The sequence below is a fragment of the Geobacter anodireducens genome, from assembly GCA_001628815.1.
Classification (GTDB): domain Bacteria; phylum Desulfobacterota; class Desulfuromonadia; order Geobacterales; family Geobacteraceae; genus Geobacter; species Geobacter anodireducens.
On record CP014963.1, the window covers coordinates 3,022,264 to 3,045,242 of the forward strand.

General features: G+C 62.9%; 20 protein-coding genes and 3 pseudogenes. 17 read left to right on the top strand and 6 right to left on the bottom strand.

Annotated features, from left to right (window positions below; genetic code table 11):
* Window positions 1-35: 35 nt before the first annotated feature.
* From A2G06_13850 to A2G06_13870, 5 genes and pseudogenes are all read right to left on the bottom strand, one after another.
* The gene (locus A2G06_13850; GenBank protein ID ANA41693.1) at window positions 36-332 is read right to left on the bottom strand and encodes a hypothetical protein; all 297 of its coding nucleotides are present in this window, start codon (window positions 330-332) and stop codon (window positions 36-38) included.
* An 81-nt stretch (window positions 333-413) separates the two neighbouring features.
* Complete coding sequence (locus A2G06_13855; GenBank protein ANA41161.1) at window positions 414-1,388, bottom strand: cytochrome C; 975 nt, start codon at window positions 1,386-1,388, stop codon at window positions 414-416.
* A gap of 112 nt (window positions 1,389-1,500) precedes the next feature.
* A complete protein-coding gene (locus A2G06_13860; GenBank protein ANA41162.1) occupies window positions 1,501-1,815 on the bottom strand; it encodes a hypothetical protein in 315 nt (104 codons plus the stop codon).
* A gap of 39 nt (window positions 1,816-1,854) precedes the next feature.
* A complete protein-coding gene (locus tag A2G06_13865; GenBank protein ANA41163.1) occupies window positions 1,855-3,075 on the bottom strand; it encodes a porin in 1,221 nt (406 codons plus the stop codon).
* Between the two features lie 68 nt (window positions 3,076-3,143).
* Window positions 3,144-4,536 (bottom strand): annotated as a pseudogene (locus A2G06_13870) (hypothetical protein).
* Between the two features lie 275 nt (window positions 4,537-4,811).
* Between A2G06_13870 and A2G06_13875 the strand changes: the two are divergent.
* From A2G06_13875 to A2G06_13940, 14 genes and pseudogenes are all read left to right on the top strand, one after another.
* On the top strand, window positions 4,812-5,747 hold the full coding sequence (locus A2G06_13875) for a LysR family transcriptional regulator (protein ID ANA41164.1): 936 nt from the start codon (window positions 4,812-4,814) through the stop codon (window positions 5,745-5,747).
* A gap of 159 nt (window positions 5,748-5,906) precedes the next feature.
* Window positions 5,907-7,540: pseudogene (locus A2G06_13880) on the top strand (chemotaxis protein).
* A gap of 159 nt (window positions 7,541-7,699) precedes the next feature.
* Window positions 7,700-8,137 (top strand): hypothetical protein, encoded by a 438-nt coding sequence (locus tag A2G06_13885; protein ANA41165.1) that lies wholly within the window; start codon window positions 7,700-7,702, stop codon window positions 8,135-8,137.
* A 160-nt stretch (window positions 8,138-8,297) separates the two neighbouring features.
* Window positions 8,298-8,969: a DNA-binding response regulator gene (locus A2G06_13890; protein ANA41694.1), complete on the top strand. Its 672-nt coding sequence runs from the start codon at window positions 8,298-8,300 to the stop codon at window positions 8,967-8,969.
* A complete protein-coding gene (locus tag A2G06_13895) occupies window positions 8,950-10,371 on the top strand; it encodes a two-component sensor histidine kinase (GenBank protein ANA41166.1) in 1,422 nt (473 codons plus the stop codon). The genes A2G06_13890 and A2G06_13895 overlap by 20 nt, the downstream gene beginning before the upstream one ends.
* 158 nt (window positions 10,372-10,529) lie before the next feature.
* Complete coding sequence (locus A2G06_13900) at window positions 10,530-12,431, top strand: sulfatase (protein ID ANA41167.1); 1,902 nt, start codon at window positions 10,530-10,532, stop codon at window positions 12,429-12,431.
* 2 nt (window positions 12,432-12,433) lie between these two features.
* On the top strand, window positions 12,434-13,294 hold the full coding sequence (locus A2G06_13905; protein ANA41168.1) for a phosphoesterase: 861 nt from the start codon (window positions 12,434-12,436) through the stop codon (window positions 13,292-13,294).
* The gene (locus tag A2G06_13910; protein ID ANA41169.1) at window positions 13,272-15,008 is read left to right on the top strand and encodes a sulfonate ABC transporter permease; all 1,737 of its coding nucleotides are present in this window, start codon (window positions 13,272-13,274) and stop codon (window positions 15,006-15,008) included. The genes A2G06_13905 and A2G06_13910 overlap by 23 nt, the downstream gene beginning before the upstream one ends.
* 9 nt (window positions 15,009-15,017) lie before the next feature.
* A pseudogene (locus A2G06_13915) lies at window positions 15,018-16,324 on the top strand (nitrate ABC transporter ATP-binding protein).
* A gap of 50 nt (window positions 16,325-16,374) precedes the next feature.
* Window positions 16,375-16,716: an ArsR family transcriptional regulator gene (locus A2G06_13920; protein ID ANA41170.1), complete on the top strand. Its 342-nt coding sequence runs from the start codon at window positions 16,375-16,377 to the stop codon at window positions 16,714-16,716.
* Window positions 16,717-16,771: 55 nt separating this feature from the next.
* Window positions 16,772-17,194: an arsenate reductase gene (locus A2G06_13925; GenBank protein ANA41171.1), complete on the top strand. Its 423-nt coding sequence runs from the start codon at window positions 16,772-16,774 to the stop codon at window positions 17,192-17,194.
* Window positions 17,187-18,230 (top strand): arsenical-resistance protein, encoded by a 1,044-nt coding sequence (locus tag A2G06_13930; GenBank protein ID ANA41172.1) that lies wholly within the window; start codon window positions 17,187-17,189, stop codon window positions 18,228-18,230. The genes A2G06_13925 and A2G06_13930 overlap by 8 nt, the downstream gene beginning before the upstream one ends.
* On the top strand, window positions 18,227-18,964 hold the full coding sequence (locus tag A2G06_13935; protein ANA41173.1) for a hypothetical protein: 738 nt from the start codon (window positions 18,227-18,229) through the stop codon (window positions 18,962-18,964). The genes A2G06_13930 and A2G06_13935 overlap by 4 nt, the downstream gene beginning before the upstream one ends.
* A gap of 3 nt (window positions 18,965-18,967) precedes the next feature.
* Window positions 18,968-19,624, top strand: coding sequence for a hypothetical protein (locus tag A2G06_13940; GenBank protein ANA41174.1), 657 nt, complete (start codon window positions 18,968-18,970; stop codon window positions 19,622-19,624).
* Window positions 19,625-19,931: 307 nt separating this feature from the next.
* On the opposite strand, the gene A2G06_13945 is transcribed toward A2G06_13940, so the two are convergent.
* Complete coding sequence (locus A2G06_13945) at window positions 19,932-20,357, bottom strand: transporter (protein ANA41695.1); 426 nt, start codon at window positions 20,355-20,357, stop codon at window positions 19,932-19,934.
* 528 nt (window positions 20,358-20,885) lie between these two features.
* Between A2G06_13945 and A2G06_13950 the strand changes: the two genes are divergently transcribed.
* The 3 genes from A2G06_13950 (at window position 20,886) to A2G06_13960 (ending at window position 22,970) form a co-directional block, all read left to right on the top strand.
* Window positions 20,886-21,377 carry a ferritin gene (locus A2G06_13950; protein ANA41175.1) on the top strand — a complete coding sequence of 164 codons (492 nt, stop codon included), beginning with the start codon at window positions 20,886-20,888 and terminating at the stop codon, window positions 21,375-21,377.
* A 196-nt stretch (window positions 21,378-21,573) separates the two neighbouring features.
* Entirely contained in the window at window positions 21,574-21,834 is a 261-nt protein-coding gene (locus A2G06_13955) for a hypothetical protein (protein ANA41176.1), read from the top strand.
* Window positions 21,835-22,016: 182 nt separating this feature from the next.
* Window positions 22,017-22,970, top strand: a complete 954-nt coding sequence (locus A2G06_13960; protein ID ANA41177.1) for a diguanylate cyclase — start codon at window positions 22,017-22,019, stop codon at window positions 22,968-22,970.
* Window positions 22,971-22,979: the final 9 nt, after the last annotated feature.

Genomic DNA, 22,979 nt, shown 5'->3' on the forward strand with positions numbered 1-22,979 from the left:
GCCGGCCATCACATGAAGGAGGTGCTGCGTGGGTGCTACTTGCCCTTGGCGCTGATGCTCACCTTCTGGGTGAACTCATGCCAGAGGAACGGATCGGAATTCATTGAGCCGAAGGGGAGATACCAGAGCTTCACCTCCACATCCAGGTCGTGGGCCAGGGTCTTGCGGACCTTCTTCCCGTCCTCCACCACGTCCTCGGTGGGGAAGAGGATATCGAACCGCTCGTGGATCTTCTTGCCCGGCGGCAGACCCGTGTCCTCGATCATGCCGCTCTTCTCGTAGGGGCCGCGCCCCATCCGGTCACCCCGGGCCAGTTGCTGGGGCACCGGCATGTAGATCTTCTCCTGATTGAACACTTCCTCGCCATCTTTTGTCTTTGCTATGACCGACAGAACCAGTCGGTTGGGGGTCGGTCAGCCGTCGGGGATCGAGTGACCCGCGTGGTTGGTCATCTCGACCTTCACCACCGCCTTGGGCGTCACCAGTGCCCCGTCCCGCCAGTGGTAGCCATAGGCTTCGGCCTTGAACTCAACCGCGGCCTTGGCCATGCCCGGGTCGCGGTAGCTCTGCATGTTGTGGCCGAGCTTGCTCTTCTTCATGTGGCATTCCTGGCAGCTTTCCCGTCCGCCCTCGGCCCTGTAGGCCCAGAGGTAGCTCGCATAGCTGGTGCAGCACTGGGTCGGGTTGTCCAACTCCATGTTCGGCCCCAGGCCGTGGCACTGGCCGCACTGGATGGACTCGGACATGATGGGGCTGACCTTCATCGCGGGGAATGCCGCGGAGGGGTGCTCCCCGTCCTTGGAGCCATAGACGACCCCTGCCCGGGGATAGCCGTCGGTCCACTTGTGGGTGATGGCGTTGCGGTTATGGCAGACGAGGCAGTTGATGTTGAGGCTCTTGAGCTTGTCGGCCTCGGCAGTGGCCTTTGCCGCATCCTTTTTCTTCAGCGCATCCTGCCAGTTGCCGATGGTTGCGATGATCTCCTTGGCAACCGAATCCTCGGCATCGGCCAACTGGGGAAGGTGGCACTTGGCGCACCCCATCAGGTGCTCGACCTTCACGTCAGACGGACTTTTCACCCCGGAATAGTCCCACTCCATGAGACCGTTGACCACGGCGGTCATGAAGGTGGCGGCGGTCCGGCCGGTACCGAAGATGGAGCGGGCATGGATCGACTGCTCCCACTCATCGTGGACTTCCTGGTGACACTCGATGCAGGAACTGGAATCGTACATCTTTGCCAGCTCGGCCATGGTCTTCGCCTTGCCGCTCTTGGCAGCGATCGTCTCCTGCCAGCCGATGCCCGCCTTTTCGGCAAAGACCGGTGCGGCGGCACAGAACGCAAGCGCTGCGGCAGCAAGGGTCAGCCATGCGGTTTTGTGCTTCATGGTCTACTCCTTTTTTGTGCCATACATAAATAGCTGTATTGCAATAAATGAATTTTAGTCCATAAAAAGAAACCTCCCCGCCCCAGGGCGGGGAGGTGGCCATGACAACCGGCTAGCAGCCCTGGAGGGCGTCGCCGGCGGATTCGGAGATGGTCATGGAGGAGTCTGTCTTGATCTTGGCGGCCTTGGCCTTGCCGAATTTGAGGACAACTTCGTCGCCCTTCACCTCCACAACGGTCGGCATGCCACCGCTGGCCTGAACGTGGGCACCCTTCTTGACCCAGGCGGGGACCTTCTCGGCCTTGACGGTAACTTTTTCGCCATCAACCTTGACGACCTTGCCCGAGAAGGAGCCGGCGGCAAAAGCGAACGCCGCCATGGAAAGAGCTACGAGAGCCGCTGCGACCGACATCATGATCTTCTTCATTGTTCTTACCTCCTGCGTGTGGTTGTGCTGCGCTCAGCCCTAGAAGAGGAGCTGGAGCTGGGTGATGAACGTGGTAAAGTCCTCGCTCTTGACTCCGCTGAATGTTCCTTCCTTGTCGAAGTCGGTCTTGCTGACCTCGGCCGTGAGCTTCAGGTTCTGGCCCCAGATGTAGTAGTTGGCGCCGGCGCCGTACCAGTTGATATCCTGGTCCACCACATTGTTGAGGTTGGCGAAGCTCCACCGCTCGTAGCGCCCGAAGATCTGGAGCGGGATGGTGGGGAACATGTAACCGGCCTTGGCGTACCAGCCTCTTTTCTCGCCGTTGAGGCCGATGGCGCCGGAGTCCACGTTGGTGGACACGGTATAGGCGTCATCGATGCTGAAGTCGGCATAAGCCGCGGATGCGGTGAGCGTGCCGAAGCCTTCGACCGGATACTCGAAATAACCGTCCACGGTCCAGGCGGTGTAATCCTTGGAGTCGCTCTGGGTGGCGGCATTGCCGTAAGCGACGTTCGGCTCGTACTGAACCGCGGCGCCCACGGTCAGCACCTGCTTATCGCCCATGTAGGTACCCTTGTAGCCGTAATCCTTCTCGGGGTCGAGCAGGGTCACGTGGGCCCGGGCCGTGTAGCGGAAGTTCGAATCAGGAGAGGAATACCCGTTGGCATCCCGGTCGCCGGCCTTGCGGCCTTCCATCACGTCGAGGCGATACTGGAAGATATCGTCGAACAGGTTGCCCCAGACCGCCACACCCACGTCGCGGGTCGAAACATAGGGAGCGCGGATGAAGAGGGAGCGGTCCAGGGTGAGCGGCATTTCGCACGCCTCCAGGTTCTCGCGGGTCAGGTTATGCTTGAACTTGCCCACGTTCACCCGGAAGCTGTCGTGGAACTTGAAGCGCATAACGGCGTCGAGAAGCTGGAACTGCGTGTCGGCGCTGTTGTCGCCGACGCCGAGAGTGCTCACGTTGGGGTCCTCGGTGAATTCGGTCTGGACATAGAGGCTCAGCATGTCACCGTACTTGCCCATGAAGGCGAGACGGTTGCGGCGGAAGTTGAAGTTGGTGGTGGTGTCGTCGCCGTTGGCGCCGGAGCCGTTGTCGCGGACCGTCATCTGGAACTGGCCCTTGTAGTCGATCTGGAGGGCGCCCTGGTCCTCGGGGCCGAAGGTAATGCGGGGGCCGGCAAACGCCGTGCCGGCCAGCAGGGCCGTACCGAGGGCGACGCCGGAGATGGTCGATATCTTGCGCATATTCATCATGCATTCGCTCCTTTTTGATTAAGAGGTCCCCCGCCCCGGCGGGCGGGGGTCAAGAACGTCGCTCGCTGCTAGCAGCCTCCGCCGCCGGACGAAGAACCGCCACCGGTCGAGCCGCTGACGGTGCTGCGGTAGGCCCTGTCGGCATCTTCAATCTGGTTGCCGTTGGCATAGCTCGGCTCCACGCCGTAGACGCGGGATGCATAATCAACGATCACCTTGCTCCGGGGAGCATCAACGTTCCACGTCAGGTTATCCGTAAGCAGGGTGGTATCCCAGATGGACCCCACCGCCAGCTTGCCGCCACGGGTCGGATTTGACGCGTCCGCTGCAGCCATCAGGTTCCATTGGCCCAGGGAGCCGTCATACCATTTGACATCAACGTTTGAATTATAATAGACGATTCCGTCAAGGACGAAATAACCTATGGATGCATAGTTCCCTGCCCGGCAGAGGGAGATGAAAGTTTTCGTGGCATCGAGATTTGTCTCGCCGAGGGGAGTCGCACCATCCGTGCCGAATGCCGCCACGAGATCCGCTCTGATCGCGGCAGCGTCTTTGAAGTACATGCCGCTTGTCAGCATTCTGGTGGCGTGATAGCTGTAAGAGCCTTTAATGGCACCATCAAACGGGGTGAATTTTGTACCATCAAGCAGGTCTGACGTGGGACCCGAAACCGTGGCATTGACAGTCGTAGTTGATCCGCGGACAGTGTCGATGATGGTAACCTTGTCCGCATTGCCGTCCCTGATACCCTTGACATACGCAATCATCTCGCCGAGCGACACCCGCATATCGGTGTTCACGTTAGTAGTCCCGTTCTGGGCAACGCCATAGGTCGACTTCTGTACGCTCGGCACAACCGACGTCAAGATGTAACCGGCATCAGTCCACCCCTTATTCCCGCCATCAAGAACCTTGAGGCGATTTTTGGGGAACCCCCAGTAACGGAGCGTCGTATAGGCCCTGGCGGCATTGATTGCGCCAGTGGCGCTGGCGGCGTTGCTGGTCAGGACGATTGTCGTATTTTTATCAATGCCAGCGTTCTGTATCAGGGTGTCGATGGCGGCCCCGGTGCAGACCATGCTGCCGGTAATGCTCAACGGGCCCTCAGCACGTGTATTGTCCTGGAATGCACCTGAACCGGCTGAGATCAACTGTGCGCCGGGAATATGCCCGACCGTGTTGTACGCATTCGAACCGTCGCCAGCGTTGGCCGACACATCAAGGATCACGACACGGTCATAACTCCCCGGTGCTTTGTTCACCAACCCAGCGTCAACCCATGACTTGAGAGTCCCGGCATCGATCAGCGCGTTAGCCGTCTGCGTCGTGGCGGCAGACGTGGCCGGCTGGTCAAAACCTCCCCCCCCCACAGCCCCACAACGTCAGCAGCGTCAGCGCGACAACGCCGAGCATGCCGGCCAGCACGCTGCGTCCCCTTCTCCATGCCTGCTTCGCCATACTACCTCCTTTAACTGGTTATTGCCTCTCCTCCCGAAGGGGGCGGCGCCCCACCCGCACGCGGTGCGGGGCAATGTACCGACTGATTCCGTCACTCATTGCAACAAAAATGCCACGGGATTAAACACAAGACAATGCCGCACAAACTAAACGCCTATCACTGCTTGCGTTTTTTCATCTTGAACTATATCGTCCTTTTTGTCATAACTTGAAGTGAATCATTTTCATAACTACCATGCGCAACGCGCATAACGACTGCAACCAATGGAAATACAATGGATTTGACCCTGCTCAAGACATTCGTAAAGGTTGCATCCATCGGAAGCATCTCCAAGGCTGCAGTGCTGCTTTGCGTCACTCAGTCCGCGGTTTCGCGGCGCATCAAACTGCTCGAAGAACACTACGGCCATCCCCTTCTGGAGCGTACCGGGACTTCGCTCAAACCCACGCCGGCCGGAAAGATGCTCATCGAAAAGGCCATGTCGATCCTCGACATCGAACGCCAAATTCTCGACAGCCTCGGTGTCAAGGAATCGAAACAGAAAATCTCCTTCTGCTGCACCCCGTCCTTCGGCATCAGCAGCCTGCCGACGATCCTCAACTCCTTCCTCGCCGGCAAGGGAGAGGAAGCAGACCTCAAGTTCGTTTTCGCCATGCCCGAGGAGGCCCTTGACGGGATCAGGAGCGGCAGGTTCGACCTTGCCCTCATCGAGCACTGTGACGACCTGGACCTGAACGGTTACCGAACCCACCCCCTCCCCGCCGACGAGATGGTCTTCATCAGCGCCCCGGCACGCGGCATCGACACGCCCGAGCCGGACATCGACCGGCTCCTGGGAGAGCGGCTCTATCTCAAGAACGAGACCGGCTGCGCCAAACGGTTCCTCAACTGGAACATGCGCTCAATCGGGCGCGACGGCAACGAGTTCGTCAACACCGTATACTTTGACGACTGTCCGTTCATCCTCAGCCAAGTGCGGGCCGGCAACGGCATCGCCTTTGTCTCGGCAAGCATCGTTCAGGCCGAGCTTCACACCGGCACGCTGCGCGCGCACCGGATCGCCGGATTCAACCCGCTCCGTCCCCGTACCCTCGTGTTCAGCCCGCACATGGAGTGCTCCCCCGCGATCCACGCCTTCATCGAGACACTCTTTGCAGCCCATGGCATCCCCTGCCCCGCGTCCCTGCCCCCTCGCCAACCATCCCGATAAGACTGCCACTTTCCCGTCGCCCTCAATTTTCCTTAAAGTTCTTCGGTTATACACCGATACTCAACAACTAGATAACCACATGCAATGTGCGTTCTCGGCACAGGAGCCGACAGGCGCGAAGCACGTTGTTGCGGGTAGAACCGAAAGGAGAGATGAGTGATGCGCGTTATCAGGAACTTGCATCTGAGTACAAAACTGGTGGCGGGTTTCGTACTTGTGGCCCTCATTGCGGGCCTGGTCGGCCTCATCGGCACCATAAAAATCCGCATCATGGAAACTGCCGGCACCGAGATGTACGACCTGGTTACCGAGCCCCTCGGCACCATGGGCGGGGTGGCCATCGCCTTCCAGAAGGCCCGGGTCAACATTCGCGGCATGATCCTTGACGACAATCCCGCCAGGGCCCAGGCCAACGCGAACTCCATCGCCAAGCTCTACAAAGAGATCGACGAAGGGCTGGCGGACTTCGGCAAGAGCATCCTCAGCAAAGATATCCGGCAGGAATTCGACTCTCTCAGGAAAGCCATCGGTGAGTACGCGCCCGTGCGGGAAGAGATCATCGCCGCAACCCTTGACGGCGACCGGGAGACTGCACTGGCTCTCATGCGGAGCCAGGGGCTGGCCTTTGAAAGAAAGATCGACGAATCGATCAAGAAACTCTTTGACATGAAGATTGCCGGGGCCCAGAAGCGGAAAGACCTGAATGCCGCCGCCGCACGGAGTGCCCTGGCCCAGATGACGGTTCTCGCCCTGGCCGGCATGGTTGTCGCCGTTGCCCTCGGCCTCATGGTCTCCCGCCAGATCACCGCACCGCTCAGGAAGGTCGTCGGATTTGCCCAGGCCATTGCCCAGGGCGACCTGACCCACCGCCTGGATATGGAACAGAATGACGAGACCGGGCAACTGGCCGATGCCGTCAACACCATGGCGGATCGCCTCAACCGGCTCATCGCGGGCGTGGCTGACAATGCATCCCAGGTGGCAGCGGCGGCGACCCAGCTCACCTCCAATGCCGAGCAGATGGCGACGGGCGCGGAAGAAGTGGCGGCGCAAACCGGCACCGTGGCCACGGCCAGCGAGGAAATGGCGTCCACCTCGGCGGAGATCGCCCAGAACTGCACCGCTGCCGCAGAGGAGTCGCGGCGGGCAAGCGACACGGCAGTCCAGGGTTCGGAGGTCATTCGCCATACCGTCGGCGAAATGGAGCGGATTGCCGAGCGGGTCCGCGAGACGGCGCGGACCGTGGAAAGCCTTGGCGCCCGGAGCGATCAGATCGGTGAAATCATCGGCACCATCGAGGATATCGCCGACCAGACGAACCTCCTGGCCCTGAACGCCGCCATCGAGGCGGCCCGGGCCGGCGAGCAGGGGCGCGGCTTCGCCGTGGTCGCCGACGAGGTCCGGGCCCTGGCAGAGCGGACATCCCGCGCGACCAGGGAAATCAGCACCATGATCAAGGCGATCCAACAGGAGACCAAGGGTGCGGTCGCCTCCATGGAGCAGGGGGTGCGGGAGGTGGAGCGCGGAACGGCCGAGGCATCCCAGTCGGGCAGGGCCTTGAGGAGATACTGGAGCAGGTGGGCTGCGTGACCATGCAGGTCAACCAGATAGCAACCGCAGCCGAGCAGCAGACCTCGACCACGGCGGAGATCAGCGGCAACATCCAGCAGATCACCGACGTGGTCCAACAGACGGCCCGGGGAGCCCAGGAAACCGCGGCGGCTGCGCGGCAACTCTCGCAACTGTCGGCAGAGCTGCAGCACCTGATCGGCCAGTTCCATCTGTCAGCCTGACCGCCATTCACTATCAGCAGGGAAGAAAGGACCTTCCGAATCGGAGGGTCCTTTTTTCATTGACCGCCGCATGGCTGGGGACGTTATCGGACGCATACATTTTTGATGACAAATAACGGGCTCAATGGTAACTATGGGCAAACGTTAACCGGAGTTCACATGAAGCAACTCAGTGCGGCCGCACTTTTCATATCAGGAGTCCTGCTGCTCCTGCTGCCCCGGATTCTTGCCCCCGTCTGCATCCACGTCTCGAACATCGACCCGAAGCTCGGCGCATTCATGCCGTGCAGCGATGCCGCAGCCATGACCTACGTGATCGGGGCCCTCACCATGGCGTGCAGTTGCGCAGTCATGTTCGCCCCGGACACAGGGACCGCGAAAGGGGCTCTCTGGCTGAGCCTGGCCCTGGCTGGGCTTCTCTTCTACGGCTATCTGCTGACGCCCGGCGTCTGCCACGCAGAGGGGATGCCGTGCCGGGCGAGCACCTTGCCGGCAGCTCTCACCCTGGGAGCCTTCCAGATACTCTTCAGCCTACTGGGTCTCTCCTCGATCGGATCATTCGACCGGCTCCGCGCCAGGCTCCGCCGCCGGACTTGAGCAGTCGCCCGATGGAGATGCTCCTTACCCTGACACCCGGTCCGGCCACCATCCCGCAACACGCCGCTCATGGAGCAAAATGGTTGCGGCAACCCGGCGCAGGCGCTAAAATCACCAGAAAAATCCATCCCACCAGCCACCCCGGCGCCCCGATATCTCCATGCGCGTCCTGATCATCGAAGACGAAAAGAAGGCAGCCGCCTACCTCCAGAAAGGGTTCGCGGAGAACGGCTTCACGGCCGACACCGCTCCATCCGGCGACGACGGCCTCCACCTGGCGCGGACCGAGAACTATGACCTGATCATCCTCGACATCATGCTTCCCGGCCGAAACGGCTGGGATGTGCTGGAAGAGCTGCGGCAAGAGGGGAGCGAGGTGCCGGTCATCTACCTGTCGGCCCGGGATGCGGTGCACGACCGGGTGCGGGGGCTTGAGCTGGGGGCCGACGACTACCTGGTGAAGCCCTTCGCCTTCTCGGAGCTCCTGGCGCGGGCACGGACCATCCTCCGGCGGGGGCCGGCCCGCCAGCCGGAACGTCTGCGCGCGGACGATCTGGAAATGGATCTCGTGGGGCACAAGGCCCGTCGGGGGGGAGCGCCCCTCGACCTCACCGCCAAGGAGTTCCTCCTGCTGTCACTGCTCTTGCGCCGCAAGGGCGAGGTGCTTTCCCGCACCCTCATCGCCGAACAAGTGTGGGGGATCAATTTCGACAGCGACACCAACATCGTCGACGTGGCGATCCGACGGCTGCGGCGCAAGGTCGACGACCCCTTCGAGCGAAAGCTCATCCACACCGTCCGCGGAGCAGGCTATGTACTTGAAGCGAAGTAACGGCCCCTCCCCGGGAACCCTCTCCCTGACCGCGCGCCTCACCGTCCTTTCCACCCTCGCCACCACCGGCGTCCTCCTCTTTGCCATCGCGTTCCAGTTCCTTGCCCTGGTAAGCGACCTGGAGTTCGAGGACAACGACTTCATCATCGACAAGATCCGGGTCATCGAGGCGATCATCGCCCGCTATCCCGACGGCAGGGTTCACCTTGAGCAGGAAGTCCAGTGGGAAGGGAACATGCGGGAGGATAGCCGGTACCTGGTCCGCATCGTCGACTCCCGGAAGCGTGTCATAATGGAGACGCGGGGAATGGACCGCATTGCCCCGCCCGCCATGTTCCCCGCGCCGGCCCGGGACACCCACGCCATCGGCCGGGGGAAGAAGTTCACGACTCCCGAGGGTCGCGTCTACCTGGTGAACGCGGCCTGGACCGGCGGGCGGCAAGCCCCGGACAGCCGCCAGGTCCAGGTGGCGCTGGACGTTACCGAAGAAGAGGAGATGCTCGAAGGATACAAGCAGAAGATGGCCTTCGTGTTTCTGGCCGGACTCTTTCTCTCGGCAGGACTCAACGTGGTCGTGGTACGGCGGGGGCTGCGCCCCCTGGTCCAACTCACGGAGACGGCAGGCCGCATTGACGTGACAACGCTCAACGAGCGGATCGACGCCCGGGTATGGCCCCGTGAGCTGGCCCGCTTCGCCGCCGCCTTCGACGCCATGCTCACCCGGCTCGAAACCTCCTTCGAGCGGCTTGAATCCTCCTCCGCCAACCTGGCCCACGAGATCCGCACCCCCCTCAACATCCTGCGGGGCGAGGCGGAAGTGGCCCTCTCCCGGGCCCGGTCGCCGGAGGAATACCGCCGGGTCATCGAGTCGAGCCTTGAGGAGTACGAGCGGCTCTCGCGGCTCATCGACAACATCCTCTTCCTGGCCCGGGCCGAGCAGCGGATCGAGCCGGTCCCCCTGGACGCGGGCCATGAGCTGGGACTGCTTCAGGACTACTACGGCACCCTGGCCGAGGAAAAGGGTATCGCCATTTCGTGCACCGGCGGGGGAACGATTTCGGCCGATCCGCTCCTGTTCCAGCGGGCCGTCGGGAACCTCCTCTCCAACGCCATCCGCTATACCCCAGCCGGGGGAGCCATCACCGTCAGCATCGACCGGGCCGAAGACGGCGGCACACTCCTCACCGTCGCCGACACGGGCATCGGCATCGCACCGGGCGACCTTCCCCGGGTCTTCGACCGGTTCTACCGCAGCAGCGAGGCCCGCACCCTCAATGCCCAGGGAACCGGGCTCGGCCTCGCCATCGTCCGTTCGATCATGGAGCTCCACCGGGGAAGCGTGATCATCGACAGCGCGCCGGGGCGGGGAACCGCCGTGACGCTCCGCTTCCCCCCAGCCTGACCAACAGCCTTTCATTCCAATCCCCACAGAAGGCTCCCGCCTCGCTACACGCCAGTTACACCAAGATGACAAAATTGTCATGTCCCCGTCATGATCCGGTCAGGTTCCCGCAGGTATGATGGCTTGCTGAAGTATGATCCCCTTCATGCGGAGCCGCCATGACCCTGCGCCGTAACCTTGGCATCATCTCTCTCTTTTCGCTCATCTACCTGGCCATCGCCACCGTGACCCGAACCGTGCTCCTCGCCATGGTCCCGAAGGGGTCGGGGCTCACGGTCCCCCTGGTGGCACAGGCCTATGCGGCGGGGCTCCTGTTCGACGTTGCCTCCCTTGCCTATCTTCTCATCCCGGCGGCCCTCTACCTGATCCTCGCACCACGACGGCTCGTGGAACACAGGAAGCACGCCTGGCTGGTCCGGGCGGCGTTCTTGGTCATCATCGCCGCCCTCATCTTCGGCGCCGTGGCCGAATACTTCTTCTTCGAGGAATTCGCCACCCGCTTCAACTTCATTGCCGTGGACTACCTGATCTACACCGGCGAGGTGATCGGCAACATCCGCGAATCATACCCCCTCGTTCCGATCGTCGGCGCGATCCTGGCCGTGGCCCTGATCCTCACCCGGCTGCTGCAGGGCGTCATCGACCGTGCAGCAGCCACCACCTTTTCGGGGCGCAGGCGTCGCCTCGGCGCAGCGCTCCTGGCCCTTCCCCTGGCAGCCCTTCTCTTTGTGAACATCTCCGCGACTGCCATCTCCGCCAACAGCTATGCCAACGAACTGGCGGGCAACGGTCTCTACGGCCTGTTCGCCGCCTTCCGCAACAACGAGCTGGACTTCACGCGCTTCTACGCCACCCGCGACGACCGGCGGGTCATGGCCCGCCTCCGGGACATGGTGAAGGAGCGGAACAACCACTTCATCGCATCCCCCCCGCGCATGACCCGCCAGATCACCGGCGAGGGGAGAGAGAAACGGCTCAACGTCATCGTGGTGGTGGAAGAAAGCCTGAGCGCCGAATTCCTGGGAGCCTGGGGCGACACGCGGGGGCTGTCGCCGAACATCGACCGCCTGGCCCGGGAAGCCCTCGTCTTCTCCCACCTCTACGCCAGCGGCACGAGGACTATCCGGGGGCTCGAAGCCCTCACGCTTTCGATCCCGCCGCTCCCCGGGACCTCCATCGTGAAGCGCCCCGACAACGGTGGATTCCGCTCCTGGGGCGAGATCATGAAGGAAAAGGGGTACGACACCCGCTACATCTATGCCGGTTACGGCTACTTCGACAACATGAACGCCTTCTTTTCCGCCAACGGCTTCGATATCGTGGACCGGAACAGCTTTGCCCAGGACGAAATCACCTTCGCCAACATCTGGGGAGTCTGCGACGAGGACCTCTTCCGCAAGACCATCCGGGAATCGCGCGCATCCTTTGCCGCGGGCAGGCCGTTCTTCAGCATGGTGATGACCACCTCCAACCACCGTCCCTTCACCTACCCGGCGGGAACGATCGACATCCCCCCCAAAACCGGCCGCGACGGGGGGGTAAAGTACGCCGACCATGCCATCGGCAGGTTCCTCGCAGAGGCGCGCAAGGAACCCTGGTTCAAGGATACGGTATTCGTCTTCGTGGCCGACCACTGCGCCAGCAGCGCCGGCAAGACCGATCTGCCGGTGAAAAAGTACGAGATCCCGCTCCTGGTCTACGCCCCCCACCACGTCAAGCCGGGACGGGTCGACCGGATGATGGCCCAGATCGACGTGGCCCCCACCGTGCTCGGGCTCCTGAACATGAGCTACACCACCGATTTCCTGGGCCACGACATACTCAAGGCAGACAACCGTCCGGAGCGTGCCTTCATCTCCACCTACCAGAAGCTGGGCTACATCGAGGGTGACCGGCTCCTCATCCTGAGCCCCCAGAAGGGGGTGAGCCTCGCCCGCTTCGACCGCCGGAGCGGTGCCATCGAGCCGCTCCCCATGGATGAACGGCTCCTGCAGGAAGCCCTCGCCTGGTACCAGGGGGCCAACTACATCTATAAAAACCGGCTCAACAGGATACCCTAGCCATGGAGACGCGATCCTCAGCGCCCCTGGATGCAGGGTTCTGGCTCCGGCACTTTGCCGTGCCGCTCCTTTTGTTCGGCTTCGCCATCGCGGCCTGCGAAATAACCCACGTGGACCTGGCCCTGGCCGACCGATTTTACGATTTCGCTTCTGGCACCTGGCCAGCCCGGGAGTCATGGTGGGCCCAGTGGCTCATCCACAAGCGGGGCAGAGACCTGGTGGTGGTCGTGGCGAGTTTCTCACTGATCGCAGGGGTCCTCGCGTTCCAGATCGAACGCCTCAAGCGCTGGCGGTGGCAGGCGCTCTACCTGTTGCTGGTCATCTGTCTCGGCACCGGGCTGGTTGCCGTCGGCAAAAACCTGACCGGCCGCCACTGCCCCTGGGATATGGAGCGTTACGGCGGAACCGTTCCCTACACCCGGCTCTTTGAAGGTCCTTCTCCCGGACCCGACAAAGGGCGCTGCTTCCCCGCGGGGCACGCGGCAGGCGGCTATGCCCTCATGGGAATCTACTTTGCCCTGCGGGACCGCCGGATGGCGACCGCCCGGGCAGGGCTCGCGGCAGGCGCTGCCCTCGGCACCATCTACGGCTACGGCCAGATGGCCCGCGGCGCCCATTTCCTCTCCCACACCATCTGGTCCGCAGCGGTCTGCTGGTTCGCGGCGCTGGTGCTCTACGCTGCATTCAGGCCGCTCTTGGCTCCATCGGTGTGCAACAGCACCATCATGGATCGATCAGGAAACAATGGACCGGACGACGGTCGGAACGAACGGATGCCGCATCCGCCCGTTCCCGACATGCCGGACATGACGCAGTCGGCGCACGACGCAGGAGAACCCCTTGTCGTCCCGCGCCGGCCATAGCCTCCGCGAAACGCGTTCACTGCCGAATCTCTGGGACGTGGCGGCATTCCTGCTCGTCCTGGGGGTGGTGGCGCTCCTGGCATGGGGGAGCCGGGAAATGGCCGCAACCTTTGTCCCGGGGAAAATCGTGCCCTCGCTCTCTCTCGATCCGCGGCATCTCCCCTATTATGCCCTGCGCACCGTAATCCGCATGGGAGCAGCACTCTGCCTCTCCCTTGCCTTCACCCTCACCTACGGCACCCTGGCGGCCAAGAGCCGGCGGTTCAGCCCGATCCTCGTCCCAACCCTCGACATCCTCCAGTCGGTGCCGATCCTCGGTTTCCTCTCGGTGACCGTTACCGGCTTTATCGCCCTGTTCCCCGGCAGCCTCATGGGGGTGGAGGCAGCCTCAATCTTTGCCATCTTCACATCCCAGGCGTGGAACATGGCTTTCAGCTTCTACCAGTCCCTGAAGACCATCCCCCGGGATCTGGGCGAAGCTGCCACCCTCTTCGGCCTCTCCGGCTGGCAGCGGTTCTGGCGGGTGGAGGCCCCGTTCGCGGTACCGCCGCTGGTCTGGAACATCATGATGTCCGTTTCGGGGGGATGGTTCTTCGTGGTGGCCTCCGAGGCGATCACCGTGGGCAAGACCGCCGTCACCCTCCCCGGAATCGGCTCCTACGTGGCCCTTGCCATTCACCGGCAGGACATGGGGGCCATCGCCTGGGCACTGGCAACCATGCTTGCGGTAATCCTCCTGTATGACCAGCTCTTTTTCCGCCCCCTCGTGGCATGGGCCGAAAAATTCCGGGTGGAACTCTCCCAGGCGCGCATCGCGCCGGAGTCGTGGGTCCTCACCCTCTTTGCCCGGACACGGTTTCTGGGCCGGGCACTGAGCTTGGCCGGCGCTCTCCCTGAACGGCTCACCGAACGCCTTCCCCGGAAACGGAGACCTCGCACCGGCGAGCATCGGCATCGCGGGCGACCCGCGGCGCGCATCATGGACCTGGCCTGGAACGCGGCGTTCGCAGCGGTGGCCCTCTGGGCACTCTGGAAGCTGGCGCGCTTCGTGAGTGTGATCCCCTTCGGCGAGGTCCTCTCCGTCTTCGGCCTCGGCCTGGCAACCATGGCACGGGTTGCTGTCCTTCTGATCCTGGCCTCGCTGCTCTGGGTCCCCATCGGGGTAACAATCGGCCTCAATCCCCGGTGGACAACGCGCGTCCAGCCGGTGGCCCAGTTTCTGGCCGCCTTTCCCGCGAACCTCCTCTTTCCCGCGGCAGTGGTCCTGATCGTGCGCTTCCGCCTCAACCCGGAGATATGGACCGCTCCCCTCATGATCCTCGGCACCCAGTGGTACATCCTCTTCAACGTTATTGCGGGAGCTTCGGCCATCCCCAACGATCTGCGGGAAGCAGCCGCCAACCTGGGGTTGTCGGGGTGGGAGCTGTGGCGGCGACTCCTCCTTCCCGGCATCTTCCCCTCCCTGGTCACGGGACTCGTCACTGCATCGGGGGGAACCTGGAACGCAAGCATCGTCGCCGAGGTGGTAAGCTGGGGTCCCACCACCCTTACCGCCACCGGCCTCGGCTCGGCCATTGCCCGCTGGACGGAACAGGGCGACTATCCCCACATCGTCCTGGGTATCGCCGTGATGAGCATGTATGTCGTCTGCCTGAACCGGTTCTTCTGGCGCAGGCTCTACCTCCTGGCCCAGACCAGGTACCGCCTCGACTAGGAACCCGCCATGACCCGACCCGTTTCAACCGAGTTGCTGCGGCTCGACGGCATCCGGCAATCGTATCGCAAGACCGAAGGGGACGAGCACCTGGTCCTCGACGGAGTGACCCTCACCGTCCGCGAAGGGGAGATCGTTGCGCTGCTGGGGCGGTCGGGGTCGGGCAAGTCGACTCTTCTCCGGATCATTGCCGGACTCATCCCCCCCGGCGGCGGCACCGTCAGCTACGGCGGCAGCCCGGTCACCGGCCCCGTGGAAGGGGTGGCCATGGTCTTCCAGACCTTCGCCCTCATGCCGTGGCTCACGGTCCTGGACAACGTGGAGCTGGGCCTGCGGGCCCGCCGGGTGCCGGCAGCGGAGCGCCGCCGCCGGGCCCTGGAGGCCATCGACCTCATTGGCCTGGACGGTTTCGAGTCGGCCTTTCCCAAAGAACTCTCCGGCGGCATGCGGCAGCGGGTCGGCTTTGCCCGGGCCCTGGTGGTGGAGCCGGACCTCCTCCTCATGGATGAGCCGTTCTCGGCCCTGGACGTCCTCACCGCAGAAACCCTCCGGACCGACCTGATCGAACTCTGGATCGAGCGGAGAATTCCCACCCGCGGCATCATCCTCGTCTCCCACAACATCGAGGAATCGGTCCTTCTGGCCGACCGGATCGTCATCCTGGGGACCAATCCCGGCCGGCTCGTGGCAGATGTCCCGATTCCCCTCCCCCACCCCCGGGACCGGGAAGCGCCCCAGTTCCGCAAGCTCGTGGACGACGTCTACGCCCTCATGACCGAACAGCCGCGCGGTGCCGTGCGCCCCGAGGGGGTCACCATCGGTCACCGCCTCCCCGATGCGTCCGTCTCCCGCCTGACGGGCCTCATCGACGCCCTGGCCCGGGAACCCTACCGGGGACGGGCCGACCTCCCTGAAATCGCCGATGATCAGGGGCTCGGCGTCGATCACCTCTTCCCGCTCCTGGAGGCCCTGGAGATCCTGGCTTCGCCCGGGTGGAAGCCGGCGACGTGGAGCTCACCCCGTCGGGCAGGAGCTTTGCGGAGGCCGACATCCTCCGGCAGAAGGAGATCTTTGCCGAGCACCTGGTGCGCCGGGTGCCCCTGGCGGCCCACATTCGCCGGGTGCTGGACGAGCGCCCCGGCAACCGGGCGCCGGAGGAACGTTTCCTCCGGGAACTGGAGGATTTCCTGAGCGAAGACGAGGCCCAGCGGGTACTGCGGGTCGTCATCGAGTGGGGACGCAACGCGGAGATCTTTGCCTACGACGAGAGCGCAGGGGTTCTGAGCCTGGAGAATCCCATCGAAGAGGGGCAGTAAGTCACAACTAACACCTTGACTACATCCGCTTATCCGGATACACTCACCTCATGAAACAGGCGGCCCGTTTATTCAAGTCCCTTGCCGATGAAACCCGTCTCCGGATCCTGGCGCTCCTTCTGGCCGAAGAGAAGCTCTGCGTCTGCGATCTCATGGCGGCGCTGGAACTCCCCCAATCCACCGTATCGAGACACCTGGCCCAGCTCAAAAACGCCGGCTGGGTCGACGACCGCCGGGAAGGGGTGTGGGTGTACTATTCCCTTGTAGCGCCCGACTCGCCCCAGCGCCGGGAACTGCAGGCCATCCTGACGCGCCATCTTCCCTCGGACCCGGTGGCTCGGGCCGACCATGATCGTCTCGTCGGATTTGGTCAGGGAAATCGCTGCGCCTGATTTTTTTTGCGACAAACCATCCGCCTATCCGGATATCCACTATCCAGGAGATTCAATGAAACAGCGGGTCCTCTTTCTCTGCACCCATAACGCCAACCGATCCCAGATGGCCGAGGGGCTGGCGAACTACTTCCTCAGCGACCGGTGGGAGGCCTGCTCCGCCGGAACAATCGCAACCTCGGTCAATCCCCGGGCGACCAGGACCATGGCCGAATTGGGGATCGACATCTCCGGCCAGCGCTCAAAAAATCTCACCGAGCTCGACGGCCAGACCTTCGACCGGGTCATCACCCTGTGCGGCGAGGCTGCCGATACCTGTCCCATCTTCGTCGGCGGAGTCCGGCGGGAGCACCTGGGGTTCGACGACCCCTCCCGGGCGACGGGCACGGACGAGGAGATCATGGACGTGTATCGCCGGGTGCGGGACGAGATGCGGCGCAGAGTGATCACCCTCTTGAACGGAGGCGACCATGAGTGAGCATGTCTCCCGCAGGCTCTCCTTCCTCGACCGGTGGCTCACCGTGTGGATCTTTGCCGCCATGGCCCTGGGCGTGGGGGTCGGCTGGCTTGTCCCCGGCGTGGAGCAGTTCATCAACCGGTTCCAGGTGGGGACCACCAACCTCCCCATCGCCGCCGGCCTCATCCTCATGATGTACCCCCCCTTCGCCAAGGTGAAATACGAGGAGATGCCCGAGGTCTTCAGGAACAAAAAGATCCTCGGCCTGTCGTTGGTCCAGAACTGGCTCATCGGCCCCGTTCTCATGTTTGCCCTGGCCATCGTATTTCTGCCCGACAGGCCCGAATACATGGTGGGGCTGATCATGATCGGCCTGGCCCGCTGTATCGCCATGGTCATCGTCTGGAACGAACTGGCCAAAGGAAACACCGAGTATGCCGCCGGGCTCGTGGCCTTCAACAGCATTTTCCAGGTCCTCTTCTACAGCGTCTACGCCTGGGTCTTCATCACAGTGCTCCCCCCCCTCTTCGGCCTGTCGGGGAGCCTTGTGGAAGTGAGCATCGGCCAGATCGCGGAGAGCGTCTTCATCTACCTGGGGATTCCGTGCTTCGCCGGGGCGCTGACCCGCCTCATCGGCGTGAAGGTTATGGGCAAAGAGCGCTACCACCAGGAGGTAGTGCCGCGCATCGGCCCCATCACTCTCATCGCGCTCCTCTTCACCATCGTGGTCATGTTCAGCCTCAAGGGTAACCTCATCGTCCAACTGCCCCTGGACGTGGTACGGATCGCCATGCCGCTCCTCATCTACTTCATTGTCATGTTCCTCGTCTCATTCTGGATGGGGAAAAGGCTCGGTGCCGACTACTCGAAGACCACGACACTCGCCTTCACGGCGGCCAGCAACAACTTCGAGCTGGCCATCGCCGTTGCGGTTGCGGTCTTCGGCCTCAACTCGGGGGCGGCTTTTGCCGCGGTCATCGGGCCATTGGTGGAGGTACCGGTCATGATCGGGCTGGTGAACGTGGCGTTCTGGTTCCAACGGAAGGTGTTTGCATGAACACATCTGCCGTTCACGCCACGGGATGCCTGCTCTGCGGCGCCGACCTCGTCTACGCAGAACAACCTCAACACCTCTCCTGCGCCCTCTGCGGCACCGCTGTCTCTTCCCATGCGCACTGCAGCCGGGGACACTTCGTCTGTGACCGGTGCCATGGCCTGCCGGCACTGGATTTCATCGAGCGATCATGCCTGGTCTCCGGCGATACCGACGTCATCGGTCTCGCCGGGGCACTGATGAAACACCCCTCCTTGAAAATGCACGGACCTGAGCACCATTTCCTGGTTCCGGCCGTTCTGATAACTGCCTACTGTGCGGTGCACGGGGACGAACGAAAGGCGGAAAGACTGGCGATTGCCCGAAAGCGGGCCGAGGATGTCAAAGGCGGGTTTTGCGGCTTCCACGGCACCTGCGGCGCAGCCATGGGAGCCGGGATCGCCTGCAGCGTCCTCACGGGAGCGACGCCGCTTGCCAAGGAAGGATGGCGGCTTGCCAACCTGATGACGGCTGCCTGCCTTACGGCAATCGGTGAAGCAGGCGGTCCCCGCTGCTGCAAACGCGATACGTTCCTCGCCCTCATGACGGGACGGGACTTCCTCAACCGGCACCTTGATGCCGGATTGCCCGAAGGCTCCCGGCCGGCCTGCTCCTTTTCGGACCGCAACACCGAGTGCCTGCTGTCCGGCTGCCCCTTTTTCCCACGCAGGGAACGCCTATCGGGCGCGAGAGGATAACCCATGACCCGCGAGACATCCCTCCGGCTCCGGAAGCTTTACGACAAAGCGGCGCTCCTGGCCCTCATCACCATCAGCTACAACATCGTGGAGGGAATCGTGTCGGTCGGGTTCGGCGCGGCGGACGAGACCCTCTCCCTCTTCGGGTTCGGGCTCGACTCCTTTGTGGAGGTGATCTCGGGGGTGGGAATCTGGCACATGGTGCAACGGGCGCGGCAGGGAGGGACGGAAGACCGGGACGCCTTCGAACGGCGGGCGCTGCGAATCACGGGTGGTGCCTTTTATCTCCTGGCCGCGGGCCTCGTGGCAACGGCGGGACTCAGCCTCTATGGCGGCCACCGCCCCGAGACCACTGTCTGGGGGATCGTGGTGTCGCTGGTATCCATTTCGTTCATGTGGCTGCTGCTCCACCACAAGACGAACGTGGGCAGGGCACTCAACTCTCCGGCCATCCTGGCAGACGCCGCCTGCAGCCGGGCCTGTCTGCTGCTGTCGGCGGTCCTTCTGGCTGCCAGCGCCGGTTATGAGCTGACCGGCATCGGCTGGCTCGACTCCCTCGGCTCCCTGGCCATCGCCTGGCTCTCTTGCCGGGAGGGACGGGAAGCCTTCGGCAAGGCCGCCGGCATGGCATGCTCCTGCACCTGCGGCAGCAACGGGTGATCCCCTATCCCAGCCGGCGGAACGCCGATGCCTTGATGGCCGCGCGACCTCGCTCCCGATTCCATGGTGTCATGCGCAGAAGCGCAACGGCTCGCCTCGCCAATGGGCTTGCGATTCTGGAGACTAGTCCACCCATGTTCGAGGAAATGAACAGGGCGGCTGGGCGGCGACAGCCAGGAACAGAGTGCTGCAGCAGAAGGCCAGGGGCCGGGTTCTCTTCATGACAGAGCGACAGGCTCTCCAAAAGGGGAATTGCACGCTCTTTGAGCAGACCGGTGCCCGTGCCCCCTTCATAGCGAAGTCTCCGTCAGTTGACGCCGAGGATCACGCTCGATGCCTTGAAGAGGGCGCAGGCGTGCCCCCCTTCCCTGAGGCCGAGCCGCACGGCGCTTTCGTGGGTGATGACGGCGCTTAGGGTGTTGCCGGCGCCGATCTCCACGTCCACTTCGGTGCTGACCGGCCCCTCGATCACCTTGACGATGGTGCCGCACATGATATTGCGGGCGCTTACCGTGGCGCCGTGCAGGTCCGTGCCGATGATGATCGAACTGGCCTTGACGATTGCGTAGGCCTCCTTGCCCACGGCAAGCCCCAGGCTGTCGATGCTGGCGTTGGTCACCACCGCGGCAATGGGGGGGCCTCCCTTGAGCGCGAGGGAGACTTCGGCATTGACTGCCCCTCTGGTGATCCCACTGACCGTGCCGAGCAATACGTTCCGTGCACTTACTTTCATGGCTATCCTCCTCAGGAATGTGTAGAGGCTGTCGCCGTTGACGAGCCGCTCCGAAATGGCGTCGAGAAATCTGCGATGCTCCCCCTGGATGATGCTGAACTGCTCAATGAGCTCGGTAACCGGACGGGCAGCATCCATACTGATCAAACATACAGCCGAAATCCCGCCTGTAAAGTGCGGGGCGTTCACGGTTCGGACATGCCCGGCCGAGCCTCGTCAACAGAGCAGAACCATTCGTGGCGGCAATCGTCCCGCCGGAGCCGGCGCGTCGCGCCGACTTCCGGTCTGTCGGCGCTTTTCAGCAGGTTTCATGCCGCACACTCATCCGCACCGCAACATCCCTCAATCACGGAACATTGCCCCCCGCGCGACAGCCGAGCCTGCCTGATTGCACGGCAGGACTGCGGCTTCACAGGGTACTCCACAAAAATAAGGTATGAAAAAAATATACATATTGTAAACGGAATCTACGGTGCTACCATGAAAGTTGTCTCACCAATCCCGCCGACGGCAAAAGAGGAGGAAGGAATGAAAGTCATTGATTTTGCCCTGGAGATGGAGGAGATGGGAAAAGACTACTTTTGGCGCTTGGCCAACGAAGCGAGCATCAACGGCGTACGAACCGTCTTTACCATGCTTGCGGAAGCGCAACAGGAGCTCTACGACACCTTCCTGGCCATGAAACGGGGGGCGTCGGTCCACTGCAACGCGGACTCCCGTGCCCTGGAGCGGGCCCGGGAAGCTTTTGCCAGGATATTCGCTCCCGATGGCGCTCTCCTTGACCTGCTCAAGACAGACCTGGCAGCCTATGAGCACGCCATGCAGGTGGAAGCGGCCGTTGTCCGCTTCTGTGAAGAGCTGGCCGAGCGGGAGCGCGACGAGGAGGCCCGGGCGCTCCTGCGGGAGATAGCCGCGGAAGAACGCCGGTACTACGATACGGTAGAGAGTATCCACGACTTTGTCGCCGCGCCCCGGTGGCAGCTCTGCTGGGGCGAATTCAGCAATCTGCAGGAGATGTAACCGCCACCAGGTCCTTTCCCTGCCGCTGACCTCGGGGGTCGGGCTTACGCCACCGCGGCAACGCGGAGAGCCAGGGAATGGTCGGCGCGAGGGTGACGCGTGTTTTTTCTGCGAGAGGTTCGCCGGCCCCGGTTCATTCGCTGGCATCACCAGCGGGACGACAGCGGTCGGACGCCTCTCCTGAAAGGAGGAAGCAATGAAAGTAGTTGGTTTAACCTTTGCCGTCATGCTTCTGGCGCTGCTTGTCGTTCTCTCCGTCCTGGCCCATGCGGCGGCCCCCATGCCGCCGGAACCCGAGGAACCGGGCATGCTCGCGGGAGCACTCCTGGGGTTCGCCTCCTTTGTGGTTGCCACCAAGCTTATTCCGGGCATCATCCGCTTCGCCTCCATCATCGACGAAGAGACGGTAAGCCCGAACCACTCATCCGTCACCGAAGCCGGCAACGCCGGCACCTGACACCCCCCTCGACCATCCGTCATCTCCCGCCCGGACGCCACGGGCGGGAGATGACGTGCCCCCCTCCGGCTCGCGGCACGTCATCCGCACTGGCAATACGCATACGATTGTGATAGTGTTAGGCGTTTTTTAGATTCCGCCATCATGCGGTATGTCACCGGCGAGCGGGATGCGGAGTACCCATGCCCAACAATGACAGCTTCTACAAGAAGGTCCTCGACAATCTCTACGACGGCATCTATTTTGTGGACGAGCAGCGGCGGATCACCTACTGGAACAAGGGTGCGCAGATGCTGACGGGCTATGGGGAGAAGGAAGTCATCGGCCGGAACTGCCATGACATCTTTCTCCACCTCGATTCCAACGGCAACGGCATCTGCTCGGATGCGTGCCCCATCGAAAAGACCATCACCGACGGCCGAAAACGGGACGAGGAAAGCTTTCTCCACCACAAGGACGGCCACCTGGTACCGGTCTGCCTCAGGGTGGCCCCCATTCAGGATACCGACGGCCAGATGGTGGTGGCCGTGGAGGTGACCGGCGACCACTCACCGCGCCATGCCCTGCGCCAACAGTTGGAGAACCTCCAGCGCCTCGCCCTCTGCGACCCTCTTACCACCATCGCCAACCGGCGCTACGTGGAAATGAGCCTCAACTCACGCCTGGAGGAAATGCGGCGCTACGGCTGGCACTTCGGCATCCTCTTCCTGGACGTGGATCACTTCAAGGAAATCAACGATACCCACGGCCACGACACCGGCGACCGGGTGCTCAAGATGGTGGCCAAGACCCTGGTGAACAGCGCCCGCTCCTTCGACGTGGTGGGCCGCTGGGGGGGCGAGGAGTTCATTGCCGTGCTCGCCAACATCTCGCGCCGGCAGATGCCGCGCATCGCGGACCGGTTCCGGCACCTGGTCGAACAGTCGAGCTTCCGCCTGGACGACCGGCAACTCCGGGTCACGGTCTCCGTGGGTGCCACCATGTCCCACCTGGATGACACGGTCGAATCTCTGGTGCAACGGGCCGACACGCTCATGTACCGGAGCAAGCAGGCAGGCCGCAACCGTGTGAGCATCGACTTCGGCGAGGAGATGCCGGAAGCATCGGCCGCCCTGCCCGCGCCCGCATCACCCTGACGCGGACAT